We start from the raw sequence: 15,554 nt of genomic DNA on the forward strand, positions 1-15,554 counted from the left end.
GGAGAGATATTGACAATTAACAAAAGAATAATGAATCTATCAGCCTGGCTTGCTGTATTAGCCATCATATGTATTCCTGGAACTTTATATACAGATAATGGACCGCTCCGAACGGAGTATGGTTTTCCGATCCGATTCTTTACGGATTATCATGATGCTAACTCGGACGGAACAATCTGGTTTATATCTGGCATCTCTTTAAATGTACTTCTATATTTGTTCAATGTCCTGTTTATTTATGCAGGTATTCATGTAATCTTGTATATTAAAAAGAGATTAACTAGAACGTAAAGATGGGGTGATGACGATGAAACAACTTCCAGTAGAATGGAACTCAGACAGGCTCTTAATTTCAGATGTGAAAGAGTCCGACATTCCTGAACTTCAGTCGATTTATGATACCAGTCGATACATGCATCAATGGGATGGACGAGAGCATGATCTGGATTATGTGAAAAAATGTGTTCAAGAAGGCCACCTTCCTCCAGAAGGGAGAATGGAGAACTATCGAATTCAATCCATTCGTACGGCTGAGGATGATCGCAACATTGGTTTGTTAAGTGTGTACCACGGTTATCCTTCTGACGATTCGCTATATCTTGAGTTTCTGTATATTCAGAGTGAAATCCAGAAGCAGGGATATGGACAAGAATTAATTCAGGCACTGACTTTCCATTGTTCCGAGCTAAGTTACAAGGAAATTCGAATTAACGTCGCGCTCAAAAATTGGCCTGCTTTACGCTTCTGGATCAAATCCGGATTCAATCAGATCAGCGGAATTTATGGAGATTTTGAACATTCTAATGATACCTTTGCCAATACAGAATTGATCAAATCTCTCTGAAAACATAGCCGATAAAGGGGAATATACCAATGGAAACTTTCTTTCGTTACAACTGGATCGTGCGTGAGCAATGGTATGCCTGGTGTGAAGATGTACCGCTTGAAGAATTGCTTCGGCCTCGTACGGGCGGAGTAGGTAACATATTACAAACGTTGTTTCATATCATTGATGTAGAGTGGAGCTGGCTTCAGTTGCTTCAGGGTAAACCGGATGATGCCGAAAATTTTGCAAATTACCAGAACCTTGAGGCGGTAAGACAATTGGATCGCAGATTACGTCCGGATGTGGAGGCATTTGTTACAGCATGGGAGCCGAGTATGGAAAAAAGAGCTTATATTGATCATCGCTCAGGTGGCAATGTCGCTACAGATTCATGGGGAGAAGTCATGCGACATGTGATCGCCCATGAGATCCACCATATGGGACAGCTATCGGTATGGGCCCGAGAATTGGGCAAGCAGCCGGTATCCGCCAATGTCATTGGCAAAGGACTTATTCTACCTGACTAAATGAGAGATCGGAAGGACATGGCAGGGCATGGAAGGATGGAGGGTAACGATGATTACCGGACTCAGCCAGATAGATTGGATACAACTGCATGATCGTGTCCAGCAGGTGATTGAACAGGAAGTTCAGATCATTCCCTTGTCACCTGGACTGGAAGCGAGTGTAATGAGAATTGAAATGGGTGGTCAGCGGTACGTATTGAAGGTCTGGGACAAGGATTCCAAGCCGGATATCGCCAAACAATATCAATTATTATCCAAGCTTTATCATAGTGGAGTTGGTGTTTCCAAACCCTGCGGTTGGGGAGTAGAAGACCAACAGAATCAGGTGCTGTTAACAAGCTATGATGGAGAGCCTATTACCCAATTAACCCAAACCAAACTGACACGGTTGGCTGAGCGATTAATGGAGGTTCATCGTTATCCGGTGAATAGAGTGGGTGCTGGAGAAGATGAAGAATACATATCAAAGTATGATTTTGTTGAATACTTTTTTCCTCAGATTGAGTCGCATGGAGATATACAAGCTCTTCTAGCAAACCTGATTCAGCATGTCCAGATCAAACAGGAATGTCTGATTCATGGCGATTATAATCTGGGAAACATTCTTGAAATGGACGGTCATTACACCATCATCGATTGGACCAATGGGCAGTATGGTGATCCAAGGTACGATATGGCATGGTCTGTTTTTCTCATCACCATCTATAATGGGGGAAGTTACGGCGAGATGTATCGGGCTGCATTTGCATGTTCTGCAAGCTACAACACGTATACGCAGGAAGAGGGGCAGGTCTTTGAAGCCATGGCATGCCTGCGCTGGATTCTGTTAAAACGTGTTGGGGATGTACCCATGGGGCCGGATGTCATGCAAAGGGTTCACAGCATAGCTGTACATAATCCATATTTGAATGAACACCTGCTGTAATCCTAGTCACGGAATATCAACGACGACAGGATACGATTGAATGAGAGTAAGACCACATGTGTGTAAATAAAATAAACAGCCTGTCCTAAATTAGCGATCCTCGCATACCTATGTTAATAGAGGAGCGTGATCGATATGGAGCAGAAAGTTCAATCCTATTTTGAATTGAAGCAGCAGCAAAAAGATATTGAGCAACAGTTGTCTGTGCTACGAGACGAGATTGTTGCGTATTGTGCAGAACAAGGAGTCTATGAGACGCAGGTTGGTGGTTACACCGTGAAAACAGTGCTTCAGAACCGCAAAGAATATGATGATCAGAAGCTGTATGCTTCTCTTCCGGACCCTGACATCTGGCGATTGTTGTCCAAGGTAGACAGCCATAAGCTGAAAAGTCTCATCAAGCTGAACATTCTGTCCGAGGAGCAAATTAACCCGGCATGCACAGTGAAACAGGTGACCTTATTACAGGTGGACAAGCTGTAACATTTCATCCCCTCTTCGTACTGGAGTTGAATTAAACGGAACATCACGATCACATGGCACCTTCCACGAAATAGTTTTGTTGCTATAAGCAGCGGAACGAATGTGGAGGTGTTTTTGTTTTGCGAACAGGGCGCAAGATTCATAAATAGTTAAATATGAGGGGGAAGAAGTATAATTTGTTCATTGTAAGCGTATTCAAAAAAAGATATGATGGATAAAAATGGGTAGGGGGAATTGTAAATGTCGACGGAAATTCCATCATTACATGCTGCTTATGCCAACAAGTTCAAAATAGGTGCTGCTGTACATACAGGCATGTTGCAGTCCGAAGGGGAATTTATCGCGAAACACTTCAATAGCATCACGGCAGAGAATCAGATGAAATTCGGAGAAATTCACCCGGAAGAAAATCGTTATGTGTTCGATGCGGCAGATGCAATTGTTGATTTTGCTGTTGCTCAAGGAATGGGGGTTCGCGGACATACCCTTGTCTGGCACAATCAGACATCGAAATGGGTTTTCGAGGATAGCTCAGGTGCTCCCGTGTCCAGAGAACTATTATTATCTCGCTTGAAGCAACATATTGATACAGTGGTAGGACGGTATAAGGGGCAAATATATGCATGGGATGTCGTCAATGAAGCGATTGAAGATAAGACCGATCTCTTCATGCGGGACACAAAGTGGCTGCAACTCGTGGGAGAAGACTATCTGCAGCAAGCATTCAGCATGGCTCATGAAGCAGATCCCAATGCCCTTCTTTTCTATAATGACTACAATGAGACCGATCCGGTCAAACGGGAGAAAATATACAATTTGGTTCGGTCTTTGCTGGATAAGGGAGCGCCTGTACATGGAATCGGTATGCAGGGGCACTGGAATATTCATGGTCCTTCAATTGAGGAGATCCGAATGGCGATTGAGCGTTATGCTTCACTGGATGTACAGTTGCATGTTACGGAGCTGGATATGTCGGTGTTTCGTCATGAGGATCGTCGAACCGATCTTACTGCGCCCACTCCGGAAATGGCCGAGTTGCAGGAGCGTCGATATGAAGAAATCTTCGATCTGTTCCGAGAATATAAATCATCCATTACCTCAGTGACTTTCTGGGGAGTAGCGGACAATTACACCTGGTTGGATCATTTCCCGGTACGTGGACGTAAGAATTGGCCTTTTGTATTTGATCAACAGTTGCAGCCAAAGGAATCATTTTGGCGTATAATTAAAGATAACGAGAGTTAAAAAAATCAGAGTATGATTCAAATTTCTGATCGAAATGAGATGAGTGTATGGATTCCATCCGTAACTACCTGATGACATTTGCAGGGAACTTGGTGGTAGCCTATTATATTTTTGAAGAGGGCACACTGGCCAAGCCAATGATGTTTGCCACACTCATGATGTTACTGATCATGTTTATCGATTACGTGAAAAGCAGGAACACATATTCACTGGAGTAGCATATTCGATGAGCTTAAGCGATTCTGTGACACAGGGTCGTTTTTTTTTATGAAAAGAAAAATGAATGTTAGGCTGATAACAGGGAGGCCGTGATTTGTTACGGAAACAATTCAAACAATGGGTTGAACAACAGGCAGATGGCCTGAAGTCTCTTCACATATCCACGGAACAGAGAGAGCATTCCGTTCATGATGACCACATCATTCCCGATCCTTCTACCGGATTCGTACATGAATCGGGGTGTGCCATCGGTCAGGTAACGGTTTGGGAGTCCGGACAAATGGAATATGAGGTCATTCACATTGAGACGGAAATGCTGATATTGTGGAAGTACATTGAACGGATCGATGAGAAAGAACCTGATTTTGCTGAACTTCTTACAACTTATTTTCAAGTGGTACAGTCTGGACAAAAGCCTTGACCGGGTTTGGCTAGGTTCTCCCTGCAATGATTCGGACAACAGCTTCCATTTACATCAGGACCATTGTTCATTACACTTGATGAGTAAGACCTCATTAACTCAATTGAGATCATCAGGAGGATACCATTATGCATCAATCCGCACATATTCAGGAAGCAAGAGATTACATATTAAACCGAATCCATTCCAAACCTGCCATAGGCATGATTCTTGGTTCGGGGCTGGGAGCGCTCGCCGACGAGATTGAAAATGCGACGGTTATTCCCTACACAGAAATTCCTTACTTTGCGCAATCAGAGGCAATCGGTCATGCCAATGAATTGGTTATTGGGGAGCTGATGGGCAAAACGGTTGTAGCGATGAAAGGCCGCCTTCATTACTATGAAGGGTTTACATTGGACGAAGTGACATTCCCTGTTCGCATTATGAAAGCGCTGGGTGTCGAGCAGTTGCTTATCACCAATGCCTGCGGAGCCATCAACACAAGCTTTGAGCCGGGACAACTGATGCTGATTACAGATCATATTAACCTGGTGGGCAACAACCCGTTGATGGGACCGAATAATGCTGAACTGGGTGTGCGCTTCCCGGACGTATCACAGGTATATAATCGCGAACTGCGCAGCATTGCGCTTAAGGTTGCAGAAGAGCAAAACGTTGGCCTGCAGCAAGGTGTCTATGCATGGTGGAGTGGTCCGGCATATGAGACACCAGCAGAGATTCGCATGATTCGTACGATGGGTGCGGATGCGGTGGGTATGTCTACGGTACCTGAAGCTATTGTTGCCATCCATGGCGGTATGAAGGTACTGGGCATTTCCTGTCTGACCAATATGGCCTGTGGCATTTTGGATCAGCCGTTAAGTCATGACGAAGTGATTGAAGTGGCTGCCCAAGTGAAAACAACCTTTATTGGTTTGGTAAAAGGCATCTTGAAAGAAATCTAATCGCCAGATGATTTCTATTCTAGGCAGCGCTGGATAGGATAAAGTTCCCATACAGCCAGCCAAGTCGAAAACACAAAAAACGTATGCTTCACGAGTTGTTACTCGTGAGACATACGTTTTTTTATTTTGCCGAACCATGAACCATCTGAGAATGATCGGCCATGATTGCTGGCGTAGACTCCCTGATGATGGGTTTGGTCACAATATGTGAGACTTGATACGGCTGTGTCGGGCTATTAATCCGGGATAACAGCATCTCCGCAGCCTTAATCCCCATCTCATTGCTGTAAATATGAACGGTCGTTAATGCTGGCTCAATAATTCGGGATTGGGGTGCATTATCGAATCCGCATATCACAACATCCTGCGGAACGGAAACACCTCTGGCTTTCAAGGCACGGATCAGATCGACGGCAAGAAAATCATTAGCGCATACGTAAGCGGAAGGTAAGGAAGTCAGCTCTGCCACCCGCTGGTTCAACCATCCTGGCTTGGAGAAGCATAGGCGATCATTATCTAGAATGCAATGAGATAGGTCTACCTGCAACCCTGATTCAAGCATAGCCCGGTGATATCCAACCCATCGTTCATTAAAGCTCTTACAGTGATTGTAGTCTCCAACAAATCCGATACTTGTGTAGCCGCTCTCAATTAATTTGGTGGTGATCTGATAGATGCTGTGTTCATTCTCCATAAGGAGCAAATCTGCATGGAATTCGGGATAACATATGTCGGAAGCGCAATCGATAAAGATCGTAGGGATGCCCAGATCGGTAATCAGCTGAGTGTATTCCAGATCAAATAATTCAATGCAAATGATGCCGTCTACTTTGGCGATATCAAAATTGTTGGGAAGTGTAAGCGCGTCTTGATCTTCTTCACGCACGATATGAATCGAGAGATTGTATCCCTCCGCACTGATTCTTTTCTCCAAACCGCTGATTAACAACGAACCAAAGTGAGATGTATTAGGCAGGTTTTCAGTTAACAAGGCGATATTGCCCGGGGCCTTGGTTAAAACATGTTCATTTTCCATATAGGCAAACTGTTTATATTTAAGTTCAATTGCTTTTTTAATTACACGGTTTCTAGTCTCATCCGGGATGTTTCCGCTATCATTCAATGCTTTGGAAGCCGTATTCCTGGAGATCCCCAAAGCATCAGCGATGTCTTGTATCGTGACTTTTTCCTTTGCCATCTAATGCTTCACCTCTACTCATCAATAGTCATCCATATTCTTCTCTAAGTCAAATGTATAATAGAACGGCACAAATAGCAATCTTTACTTTACAAATGCACAATTCTGTTTACAATTAGGAACACAAATTTAATTTTCATAATTGTTCCAAAATTTTGGTTACAAGTGTAATGTGATTGGATGAATATCAGCGGTGACAAAGAAATATCTATGTTGATATCACCGTATTGGTGCTAATTATATGCAATTTCAGTGTGATTTATTTACATTTAGGCAAAGAAGAAATGATCAAATGCACAAATATTTTTTACAAAATGTATTGACTAAATTCATTGAAACCTGATAAATTGTAAATTATTAAATAGGCAATTGTAAATATTGAAAGCCCTTACCGAAAACAATTGTCAACTTCAAGAATGGAACGGGGGTATCGTGTTGGATAACATAGCCGACAGCAAAAAGGGCGAAGGAAGGGTACTGAAAGTGAGGACGACAAGCGGTCAGAGGTTGCAGCAGCTCAAAAAAAATTACTTTTTATATATGTTGCTCGCACCAGCCTTAATTTTGACTCTTATTTTCAAGTACATTCCGATGTACGGAGCCATCATTGCGTTTAAGGATTTCAGTCCGATCAAAGGCATTATGGGCAGTGATTGGGTAGGACTGAAGCATTTTGAGAAATTTATAGCTTCTCCCAATTTCGATATCATTTTAATGAATACGCTTAAACTCAGCTTTTTGGGATTGATATTCAGTTTCCCGGTGCCTATTTTACTTGCACTTATGCTGAATCAGGTACGTAAAGCTGGCGTGAAGAAAAATATCCAACTGTTTCTGTATGCACCCAATTTTATCTCGGTTGTTGTGGTGGTGGGTATGCTGTTCATCTTCCTCTCACCGACAGGGCCAATTAATCAATTAGCAACCTGGATTACAGGTCAGCCAATTATGTTCATGTCTGAACCGGAATATTTCCGATGGATCTACATTTTGTCCGATATCTGGACCGGAGCGGGGTGGGCTTCCATCATATACGTTGCGGCTTTGGCCAATGTTGATCCGGAGCTTCACAATGCGGCTAATCTGGATGGAGCCAATCTCCTTCAGCGTATTCGCCACATTGATCTTCCAACGATTCGTCCGATTATGGCCATCGTCTTTATTCTTGCAGCTGGTGGCATTATGTCCATTGGATTTGAGAAGGCCTATCTGATGCAGACGTCCATGAACCTGCCTTCCTCTGAGATTATTGCCACATATGTCTACAAGGTGGGGTTACAGTCTGGAGATTACGCTTATTCTGCGGCAGTGGGATTGTTTAACTCGGTTATCAATGTGATTTTGCTGGTGACAGTGAATCTGATTGTGAAGAAATTGAACGAAGGCGAAGGCCTCTATTAGGAAAGGAGTATGTTCCATGGTTGTTAAACACACGGGAATGGATCGATTGATCCTCACACTCAATGCCATCTTTCTCACCTGTGCTGTACTGGTTGTGGTCGTTCCCCTGATTTATATTGTTATCGCCTCATTTATGGACCCCACTGTGCTACTGAATCGTGGACTGTCCTTCAATGTATCGGATTGGAGTCTGGACGGTTATCAGATGATTCTGTCCAATCCAGCCATGATCCGAGGTTTTGCAAATGCGGTACTGTACTCGGTCTCCTTTGCACTGATCACCGTGACCGTATCCATATTTGCAGGTTATGCATTGTCGGATGAAAGGCTCGCGGGACGTGGATTTTTCATGATTATCTTTATCATTACGATGTTCTTCGGCGGGGGATTAATCCCGACCTATCTACTTATACGTAATCTCGGCATGCTGGATACGGTGTGGGCAATCATCATTCCTGGAGCCGTTAACGTCTGGAACATCATCCTGTCCAGAACCTTTTTCAAAGGAGTCCCTCGGGAACTGAAAGAAGCAGCGAATGTGGATGGCGCTTCCGAGATGAAGATTTTCTTCCAGATCGTCATTCCATTGTCGAAGCCCATCATATTTGTACTCGCCCTTTATGCGTTCGTTGGGCAATGGAATTCCTATTTTGATGCGATGATCTATCTGGACAATCCGAATCTCCATCCGTTACAGCTCGTCCTGCGCTCCATTCTGATTCAGAATCAGGCTGCACCAGGTATGATCAGTGACCAACTCGCGATGGCGGAACTGAAAAGGCTCTCCGAGATGATTAAATATTCAGCCATTGTCATTTCGAGTCTGCCACTGATCATCATGTACCCGTTCTTCCAGAAGTATTTCGAAAAAGGTGTCATGGTTGGTTCCCTCAAATAGTGAACAGCCTGCGATACTGTAAGTTGATCCAATCCAACTCATGGAGGTCATTATCATGAAAAAAGTGAACAAGAAGTCCAGAAAAGCCGTTACAACGGCATCCATTTCCATGTTATCTGCAATGCTCTTTCTAACCGCCTGTGGCGGGGGTGGAGGAGGCGCAGCAAGTGAGGCGCAATCACCTGATGGCAAGGTGACATTGAATTTTATCACACAGAGCTCTCCGCTGGCTCCCGCTGATCCGAACGACAAGCTGATTAACAAGCGACTTGAAGAGAAAACCAATGTTCATATCAACTGGAAGAACTATACGAGTGATGTGTTTGCGGAGAAAAGAAATCTGGCGGTAGCCAGCGGTGATTTGCCGGATGCCATATTTGATGCAGGTTATGGAGATTATGATCTCCTGAAACTGGCGAAGGACGGGGCGATCATTCCACTTGAGGACATGATTGAACAATATATGCCCAATCTGCAAAAGGTGCTGGAGGAAGCTCCTGAATACAAGAGCATGATCACGGCTCCGGACGGACATATCTATTCATTCCCATGGATTGAAGAACTCGGAAGTGGCAAACAACGGATTCAGGCAGTGGATAACTTGCCCTGGATTAATGTGGAATGGCTGAACAAGCTCGGACTGAAGATGCCAACGACAACCGAAGAGTTGAAAGAAGTGCTGATCGCGTTCAAAACCCAAGATCCCAACGGCAACGGCAAGGCCGACGAAATTCCATTGTCTTTTATTAACAAGCCAGGCGGAGAAGATCTGACATTTCTCTTTGCTGCATTTGGACTCGGGGAGAACTGGGATCATACCGTAGTAACGAATGAAGGGAAAGTCGTCTTCACAGCAGCCGATGCAGGTTACAAGGAAGCAGTTAAGTACATTCATGAACTGGTTCAGGAAGGTCTCATCGATGTTGAATCGTATCAGCAGGATTGGAACACGTATCTGGCAAAAGGCAAAGACAACAAGTACGGTATGTACTTCACATGGGATAAAGCCAACATTACAGGCATGAATGATACGTATGATGTTTTGCCTCCAATTGCCGGACCTGATGGAGAGATTAATGTCACAAGAACAAATGGCATCGGTCTTGATCGTGGTCGCATGGTCATTACCAGCAGCAATAAAAACCTCGAATCCACAGCAAAGTGGGTAGACCAATTGTACGATCCGCTCCAATCTGTGCAGAACAACTGGGGTACGTATGGAGACGAGAGTCAGCAAAATATATTTGAATTCGATGAAGCCAAGGGCATGTTGAAGCATCTTCCGCTGGAAGGCTCTGCACCTGTAGAACTCAGACAAAAGACAAGTATCGCGGGACCACTGGCCATTCTCGACAGTTATTATGACAAATACACCACCAAACCGGAAGATGCTGCATGGCGTATGGAACTGCTCGATAAATATATGGTTCCACACATGAAAGCAGATAACGTCTATCCAAGCGTGTTCTTCTCAATCGATGAGCTCGACCGCCTTTCCACCATTGAGACGGATCTGTTCGCCTATGTGCTGCGTCTGCGTACAGAATGGTATCAGAACGGGAAAGTAGATCAGGAATGGGATGCTTATCTGAAAGAGCTGGATCGCCTTGGATTGCAAGAATGGCTGCAGATTAAACAAGCAGGATATGACCGTAATAACCAATAAAGAAAAGTACGGAGGAGAAACCATAATGTCGACGATTCTACAACAAGATTACCGAAATAAATACCATTTTTCACCGAAAGAGAAGTGGATGAACGACCCGAACGGCATGGTGTTTTTCAATGGAGAGTATCACTTGTTCTATCAGTATCATCCGTTTGGTACGACATGGGGGCCGATGCATTGGGGGCACGCCGTAACCCGAGATCTCGTCACTTGGGAGGAGCTTCCTGTAGCTCTGGCACCGGATGAACATGGCATGATCTTCTCCGGCAGCGCGGTGGTGGACTGGAACAATACTTCCGGATTCTTCGAAGATGAGCCGGGGTTGGTTGCCATTTTCACACATCATCTGGAAGTGCCGAATGAGCATCCTGTTCAGCGTCAGAGTCTGGCGTATAGCAAAGACAGTGGCAGAACCTGGACCAAGTATGAGGGTAATCCGGTATTAAAGCATGAGTCCTTTGTTGATTTCCGTGATCCCAAAGTGTTCTGGCATGAGCAGACCAAGGAATGGATTATGATAATCGCATGTGGTCAAACGGTATGTCTGTATCGTTCTCCCAATCTGAAGGATTGGAAACTTGGAAGTGAATTTGGCGAAGGGATCGGTTCACACGATGGTGTGTGGGAATGTCCGGACCTGTTCCCACTTGCAGTGGATGGAGAAATTGGGCAGGAGAAGTGGGTAATGCTCGTCAGCATTGGTGCAGATCCTGCTTGTATAGAAGGCTCCAGAACGCAATATTTCACCGGGGATTTTGATGGAAGTACATTTGTCCCAGATGAGGCATCCCACATGATTCGTTGGATTGACCATGGCCGGGATAACTACGCGGGCGTGAGTTGGTCCGACATTCCGGCTGAAGATGGCAGACGCTTGTTCATGGGTTGGATGAGCAACTGGATGTATGCCAACCAGACGCCAACCGAAGATTACCGTGGAGCCATGACCATTGCCCGGGAGTTAACACTGGAGACAAGAGCGGGAGAAGTTATATTGATTCAACGTCCTGCACGTGAATTTGAGCAAGCCCGTACGCCAGTATTGTCCCTACAGGATGTTTCGATTGCGCAAGTGAGTGAGCAGTTGAATGCTTTGCAACTTGTGAATTATGAGATCGACGTGGAGTGGGCTTTGGATCAGTCGTTCCATTTTGCGCTAAGAAGCGGCGCAGATCACGAGACCGTCGTTGGTGTAGACTCCATCCGAGGTGAAGTATATGTTGACCGTAGTCGATCGGGCAGCGGCGAGTTTCATGAACATTTCCTGGGCCGCCATACAGCTGAGTTAAAAGCGGTGAGCGGGAATCACTGTTTACATATCTTTGTAGATCATTCATCTGTGGAGGTATTTGCAAATGATGGTCAGGCGGTTATTACGGATCTGATCTATCCCGATGTGGATTCCAAGGGCATCTCTGCTCATGCCGAAAATACGGAGCTGGTATTCTCTTCACTTCAACTCTATGAGATCTCACCGACCAAAGTTAAAGGTTAATTGTAATGAAAGAAAGGAGCCCAGAACGATGCGTATCGGAGCCATAGAAGCAGGTGGAACGAAGTTCATATGTGGTGTAGGGAATGAGCATGGACACATAGAAGATCGGATCAGCTTTCCAACAGAACACCCGGAGACAACTCTGGCCAAGGTAATCGACTATTTCAGGGATAAAGGTGTGGAAGCCATGGGGATTGGCTCCTTTGGTCCGATTGATATGCAACCGGATAGTCCCACCTATGGTTATATTACAACAACACCTAAGCCAGGGTGGGAGAACTGTAATGTGGTTGGAACCTTGAAGCATGAATTTCCGGTTCCTATCGGATGGGATACGGATGTGAATGCTGCCGCGCTGGGTGAAGTGACGTGGGGGGCGGCGCAAGGACTGGACAACTGTGTATATTACACGATTGGCACAGGCGTTGGTGTCGGAATTGTGGCAGGGGGCCAACGAGTACACGGATTGTTACACCCCGAGGGTGGACATATTCGCACAAGACGCCATCCGGACGATCACTTTGCCGGATTATGCCCGTATCATGGCGATTGCCTGGAGGGAATGGCGGCAGGGCCGGCCATTGAGGCACGCTGGCAGATCCCTGGCAGTGAACTGCCGGCAAATCATCCGGCGTGGGAGATCGAATCCTTTTACATTGCGGAGTCGATCACCACGGCCATCCTGCTTCATTCGCCGCAGAAGATCATCTTGGGTGGTGGTGTGATGCAGCAAGATCATCTGTTTCCACTGATCCGGGAGAGGGTTATCCGGAATCTCAATGGTTATGTGAATGCAGCCCAAATCACACAACATATGGACCAATATATCGTCCAGCCCGGATTAGGCCAACATGCAGGTCTATGTGGTGCGCTCGCATTGGGTCTGGAAGCAGGGCAACATGCGGCACAAGCTTCACATGTTTCGTAGTTTTATTAAATAATGTACATCCCGAAAGGGACGGTTGTTGATTTGCTTATTTTGTTAAGTTATACAAGTTGAACTAAAGATTATTTACACGGACACTACGATGACAGAATAACCTTCCAATCGCTGTTATCCCCAGATTTTTTGATCCCCTTTTCTTAAGGGGAAATCCGGTGATAAAGGCGAACGCTTCGCTTTTTCAGGTTTTTTCTGTCCTCTCCGTTATCGTGTAAATGATTAGTTCAACTTATATAGCCTTTACTGTCCTTTTACTTTTTGGATGAAGGATCTAGCTGGAAAAATATAATACATTCTAAAATCCGTTGTTGCTCAAGTCAGCTGCCAAAGGTATGATTTTGAGTGTCTATCCCTATCGTGCGATAGGACATTCAAAATTTAGCGTGTCTTCAATGGAAAGGAATCCAATCAATGAACCCAATAACGATACGTCAAGCTGTACAGGCAGACCAAGAGCAACTCGCTGATTTACGGGCGTTGGTATTATACGATGATCTAACCAGGTTGGGAAGGTACGATGATGTGAAAGTGCGTGAACGTTTCCGAAATACATTTGATCCTGTCCATACGCGGATTATTGAAGTGGAGGGATCAATGGTAGGTTGCGTAGCATTGAAGCCCAAGGATGAGGTATACCTATTGGAACATTTCTACATACATCCTGATTATCAAGGTCAGAGAATAGGAACTCAGGTGCTGAATATGTTGCTGGAACAGGATGAAGTTCAGGGGAAACGGATTACTTTAAATGTATTGCAGGGAAGCCCTGCTCGTCGATTGTATGAACGATTTGGATTTATGCTGGAAAGTGAAGATGAGGTTGATCTATTCATGTCGGTTCAAGTGCAGTAATAATATGATTACCATGCTTAATCAAGTTCACTTCATATGTACGCAATAATGGAGAGTATAGAAAAAAATCTTAAGAAGCGAAGAGTGGGCTTTTATCTCATAATTATCTATGTCAGGATACCGATCCCGCATGTTTGGAATGTGGAGGACAGATGTTGTATCATGGCATGTTTGAGGTAACTGCTATCGTTGTCACACATCAAAAGCGTCGTTCCAATAAAAAGGGACGGCGCTTTTAGTGTTATTAACTGCTTGTAGTATGAACTTTATTGGATGGCTTATGTAGTAGAGTATCGAGATCGCCATTCAAATCTTTCAGGTTCGGGAGAAATGAGGCAGCTATCGAACAGATGAAAGGAAGAAGACCTAAAGACAGAAATAGGAAGGGAAGACCATAGACTTCTGCAACCGCTGCACCTGCAAAAGCGCCTACGGGCTGTAATCCTCCACTAATCAGGAATCGTATTGAATTAACCCGGCCTTGTAGAGAACTAGGCACAAGCGTACCATGTAACGAAGAGCTTAGAGAACTGAAGAAAGGCCCTGCTGCTCCTGCGGCACATAAGGCAATAAGTGCAAATGGGTAACTCGGAAATAGCCCCAACAAAGCGTTAAACAGCCCAATCGCAGCTAAGCTGCACAGCATGACCATGCGTCGTCTCTTGATTTCACCCATCCAAGAGATAATAGCTAGTCCTGCTAGTGTACCAAATGCAGAAGCGGTGGTCAGAGTGCCCATGGCTGCGGCATCCCGGTTCAACACTTCGCGGACAAAAGGAATCATCATGGTCCAGATGGCTATAGAGGACATATTGCTGATCGAAACCATTACCATAATCGAGAACATGGCTGGGAATCGCCGATAAAAAGAGAAGCCCTCTCCAATATCTCGGATATAAGCTTTGCGAGAAAAAGATGCTTGAGCTGCTGGTTTCTGCATTGTGGGCAGATAGAGCAGTGCGGTGATGGCTGCAATGTAGCAAATAGCATTGATGCCAAGTGTCGGTAACGCTCCGGATGCAGCCGTTAGAGCTCCCGCAAAGGCTGGTCCCAGCAAAGCAGCGGCATTTCGACAGCCGTCGATCACTGCGAATGCCCGCAGCAGTTTGTGTTTACCAGCTACGCCAGGTACAACAGCCATGGCCGTTGGCATAAATAGGGAGGAGCAAGTTCCGCTAAGTGATGCAGCGAGAAATAGATGCCAAAGTTGTAATTGGCCCGCAATACCCATACTTAGTGGCAACAAAAGAGCCAGCAATCGTACTGTAGCCAGTCCAGCCATGAACCGTCCACGATGCAGTCGGTCGGACAGCGGTGATCCGAGTAGCCGGAAAGCTACCTCGGGAATGCTGAAGCTTATTGCCATAGCACCCATGGCTAGCTTAGAGGCAGTTAATTCATAAACAAGCCATTCCATGGCCAAAAGACCAAATACATCACCGAGAGAACTAAGAGTAACAGTAGCCAATAAACCGTAGTAACTTCGCTTCAGCATTATGATTCCT

Annotated in this window: 17 protein-coding genes; 15 read left to right on the plus strand and 2 right to left on the minus strand. The window is 45.0% G+C overall.

What is annotated here, in order from left to right; genetic code table 11:
* Positions 1-9 precede the first annotated feature (9 nt).
* The 9 genes from ACX9NY_RS00820 to ACX9NY_RS00860 all read left to right on the plus strand — a co-directional run bounded on the left by ACX9NY_RS00820 (position 10) and on the right by ACX9NY_RS00860 (position 5,593).
* Positions 10-291, plus strand: coding sequence for a hypothetical protein (locus ACX9NY_RS00820; RefSeq protein ID WP_472476711.1), 282 nt, complete (start codon positions 10-12; stop codon positions 289-291).
* Positions 292-307: 16 nt separating this feature from the next.
* The gene (locus ACX9NY_RS00825) at positions 308-844 is read left to right on the plus strand and encodes a GNAT family N-acetyltransferase (protein WP_472476712.1); all 537 of its coding nucleotides are present in this window, start codon (positions 308-310) and stop codon (positions 842-844) included.
* Positions 845-873: 29 nt separating this feature from the next.
* Positions 874-1,353 (plus strand): DinB family protein, encoded by a 480-nt coding sequence (locus tag ACX9NY_RS00830; protein WP_472476713.1) that lies wholly within the window; start codon positions 874-876, stop codon positions 1,351-1,353.
* Positions 1,354-1,402: 49 nt separating this feature from the next.
* Positions 1,403-2,278 (plus strand): aminoglycoside phosphotransferase family protein, encoded by an 876-nt coding sequence (locus ACX9NY_RS00835; RefSeq protein WP_472476714.1) that lies wholly within the window; start codon positions 1,403-1,405, stop codon positions 2,276-2,278.
* Positions 2,279-2,413: 135 nt separating this feature from the next.
* A complete protein-coding gene (locus ACX9NY_RS00840; RefSeq protein WP_339256841.1) occupies positions 2,414-2,761 on the plus strand; it encodes a hypothetical protein in 348 nt (115 codons plus the stop codon).
* A 240-nt stretch (positions 2,762-3,001) separates the two neighbouring features.
* Complete coding sequence (locus ACX9NY_RS00845; protein WP_339236749.1) at positions 3,002-4,006, plus strand: endo-1,4-beta-xylanase; 1,005 nt, start codon at positions 3,002-3,004, stop codon at positions 4,004-4,006.
* A gap of 47 nt (positions 4,007-4,053) precedes the next feature.
* Entirely contained in the window at positions 4,054-4,224 is a 171-nt protein-coding gene (locus ACX9NY_RS00850; protein ID WP_472476715.1) for a hypothetical protein, read from the plus strand.
* Between the two features lie 95 nt (positions 4,225-4,319).
* Positions 4,320-4,646 (plus strand): immunity protein TriTu family protein, encoded by a 327-nt coding sequence (locus ACX9NY_RS00855; protein ID WP_472476716.1) that lies wholly within the window; start codon positions 4,320-4,322, stop codon positions 4,644-4,646.
* Between the two features lie 128 nt (positions 4,647-4,774).
* Positions 4,775-5,593: a purine-nucleoside phosphorylase gene (locus ACX9NY_RS00860; protein WP_472476717.1), complete on the plus strand. Its 819-nt coding sequence runs from the start codon at positions 4,775-4,777 to the stop codon at positions 5,591-5,593.
* 121 nt (positions 5,594-5,714) lie between these two features.
* Here the strand turns inward: ACX9NY_RS00860 and ACX9NY_RS00865 are convergent, their stop codons facing one another.
* Positions 5,715-6,791, minus strand: a complete 1,077-nt coding sequence (locus ACX9NY_RS00865) for a LacI family DNA-binding transcriptional regulator (RefSeq protein ID WP_339256832.1) — start codon at positions 6,789-6,791, stop codon at positions 5,715-5,717.
* Between the two features lie 540 nt (positions 6,792-7,331).
* On the opposite strand from ACX9NY_RS00865, the gene ACX9NY_RS00870 reads away from it, so the two are divergent.
* From ACX9NY_RS00870 to ACX9NY_RS00895, 6 genes are all read left to right on the plus strand, one after another.
* Complete coding sequence (locus tag ACX9NY_RS00870) at positions 7,332-8,192, plus strand: ABC transporter permease (RefSeq protein ID WP_339243173.1); 861 nt, start codon at positions 7,332-7,334, stop codon at positions 8,190-8,192.
* 16 nt (positions 8,193-8,208) lie between these two features.
* Complete coding sequence (locus ACX9NY_RS00875) at positions 8,209-9,090, plus strand: carbohydrate ABC transporter permease (protein ID WP_215076232.1); 882 nt, start codon at positions 8,209-8,211, stop codon at positions 9,088-9,090.
* Positions 9,091-9,145: 55 nt separating this feature from the next.
* Positions 9,146-10,756: an ABC transporter substrate-binding protein gene (locus tag ACX9NY_RS00880; RefSeq protein ID WP_472476718.1), complete on the plus strand. Its 1,611-nt coding sequence runs from the start codon at positions 9,146-9,148 to the stop codon at positions 10,754-10,756.
* Between the two features lie 25 nt (positions 10,757-10,781).
* The gene (locus ACX9NY_RS00885) at positions 10,782-12,254 is read left to right on the plus strand and encodes a glycoside hydrolase family 32 protein (protein ID WP_472476719.1); all 1,473 of its coding nucleotides are present in this window, start codon (positions 10,782-10,784) and stop codon (positions 12,252-12,254) included.
* Between the two features lie 28 nt (positions 12,255-12,282).
* Complete coding sequence (locus ACX9NY_RS00890; protein WP_472476720.1) at positions 12,283-13,182, plus strand: ROK family protein; 900 nt, start codon at positions 12,283-12,285, stop codon at positions 13,180-13,182.
* A 426-nt stretch (positions 13,183-13,608) separates the two neighbouring features.
* The gene (locus tag ACX9NY_RS00895; RefSeq protein ID WP_342570804.1) at positions 13,609-14,049 is read left to right on the plus strand and encodes a GNAT family N-acetyltransferase; all 441 of its coding nucleotides are present in this window, start codon (positions 13,609-13,611) and stop codon (positions 14,047-14,049) included.
* A 244-nt stretch (positions 14,050-14,293) separates the two neighbouring features.
* Here the strand turns inward: ACX9NY_RS00895 and ACX9NY_RS00900 are convergent, their stop codons facing one another.
* Positions 14,294-15,544: an MFS transporter gene (locus ACX9NY_RS00900; protein WP_342570803.1), complete on the minus strand. Its 1,251-nt coding sequence runs from the start codon at positions 15,542-15,544 to the stop codon at positions 14,294-14,296.
* Between the last annotated feature and the right edge of the window lie 10 nt (positions 15,545-15,554).

The organism is Paenibacillus sp. CB74 (assembly GCF_055687625.1).

What these genes read in the sequence shown, in the direction of transcription:
- ACX9NY_RS00825 (WP_472476712.1), top strand. Translation starts at nt 308, where the DNA reads ATGAAACAACTTCCAGTAGAATGGAACTCAGACAGGCTCTTAATTTCA.
- ACX9NY_RS00830 (WP_472476713.1), top strand. Translation starts at nt 874, where the DNA reads ATGGAAACTTTCTTTCGTTACAACTGGATCGTGCGTGAGCAATGGTAT.
- ACX9NY_RS00835 (WP_472476714.1), top strand. Translation starts at nt 1,403, where the DNA reads ATGATTACCGGACTCAGCCAGATAGATTGGATACAACTGCATGATCGT.
- ACX9NY_RS00840 (WP_339256841.1), top strand. Translation starts at nt 2,414, where the DNA reads ATGGAGCAGAAAGTTCAATCCTATTTTGAATTGAAGCAGCAGCAAAAA.
- ACX9NY_RS00845 (WP_339236749.1), top strand. Translation starts at nt 3,002, where the DNA reads ATGTCGACGGAAATTCCATCATTACATGCTGCTTATGCCAACAAGTTC.
- ACX9NY_RS00850 (WP_472476715.1), top strand. Translation starts at nt 4,054, where the DNA reads ATGGATTCCATCCGTAACTACCTGATGACATTTGCAGGGAACTTGGTG.
- ACX9NY_RS00860 (WP_472476717.1), top strand. Translation starts at nt 4,775, where the DNA reads ATGCATCAATCCGCACATATTCAGGAAGCAAGAGATTACATATTAAAC.
- ACX9NY_RS00865 (WP_339256832.1), bottom strand. Translation starts at nt 6,791, where the DNA reads ATGGCAAAGGAAAAAGTCACGATACAAGACATCGCTGATGCTTTGGGG.
- ACX9NY_RS00870 (WP_339243173.1), top strand. Translation starts at nt 7,332, where the DNA reads ATGTTGCTCGCACCAGCCTTAATTTTGACTCTTATTTTCAAGTACATT.
- ACX9NY_RS00875 (WP_215076232.1), top strand. Translation starts at nt 8,209, where the DNA reads ATGGTTGTTAAACACACGGGAATGGATCGATTGATCCTCACACTCAAT.
- ACX9NY_RS00880 (WP_472476718.1), top strand. Translation starts at nt 9,146, where the DNA reads ATGAAAAAAGTGAACAAGAAGTCCAGAAAAGCCGTTACAACGGCATCC.
- ACX9NY_RS00885 (WP_472476719.1), top strand. Translation starts at nt 10,782, where the DNA reads ATGTCGACGATTCTACAACAAGATTACCGAAATAAATACCATTTTTCA.
- ACX9NY_RS00890 (WP_472476720.1), top strand. Translation starts at nt 12,283, where the DNA reads ATGCGTATCGGAGCCATAGAAGCAGGTGGAACGAAGTTCATATGTGGT.
- ACX9NY_RS00895 (WP_342570804.1), top strand. Translation starts at nt 13,609, where the DNA reads ATGAACCCAATAACGATACGTCAAGCTGTACAGGCAGACCAAGAGCAA.
- ACX9NY_RS00900 (WP_342570803.1), bottom strand. Translation starts at nt 15,544, where the DNA reads ATGCTGAAGCGAAGTTACTACGGTTTATTGGCTACTGTTACTCTTAGT.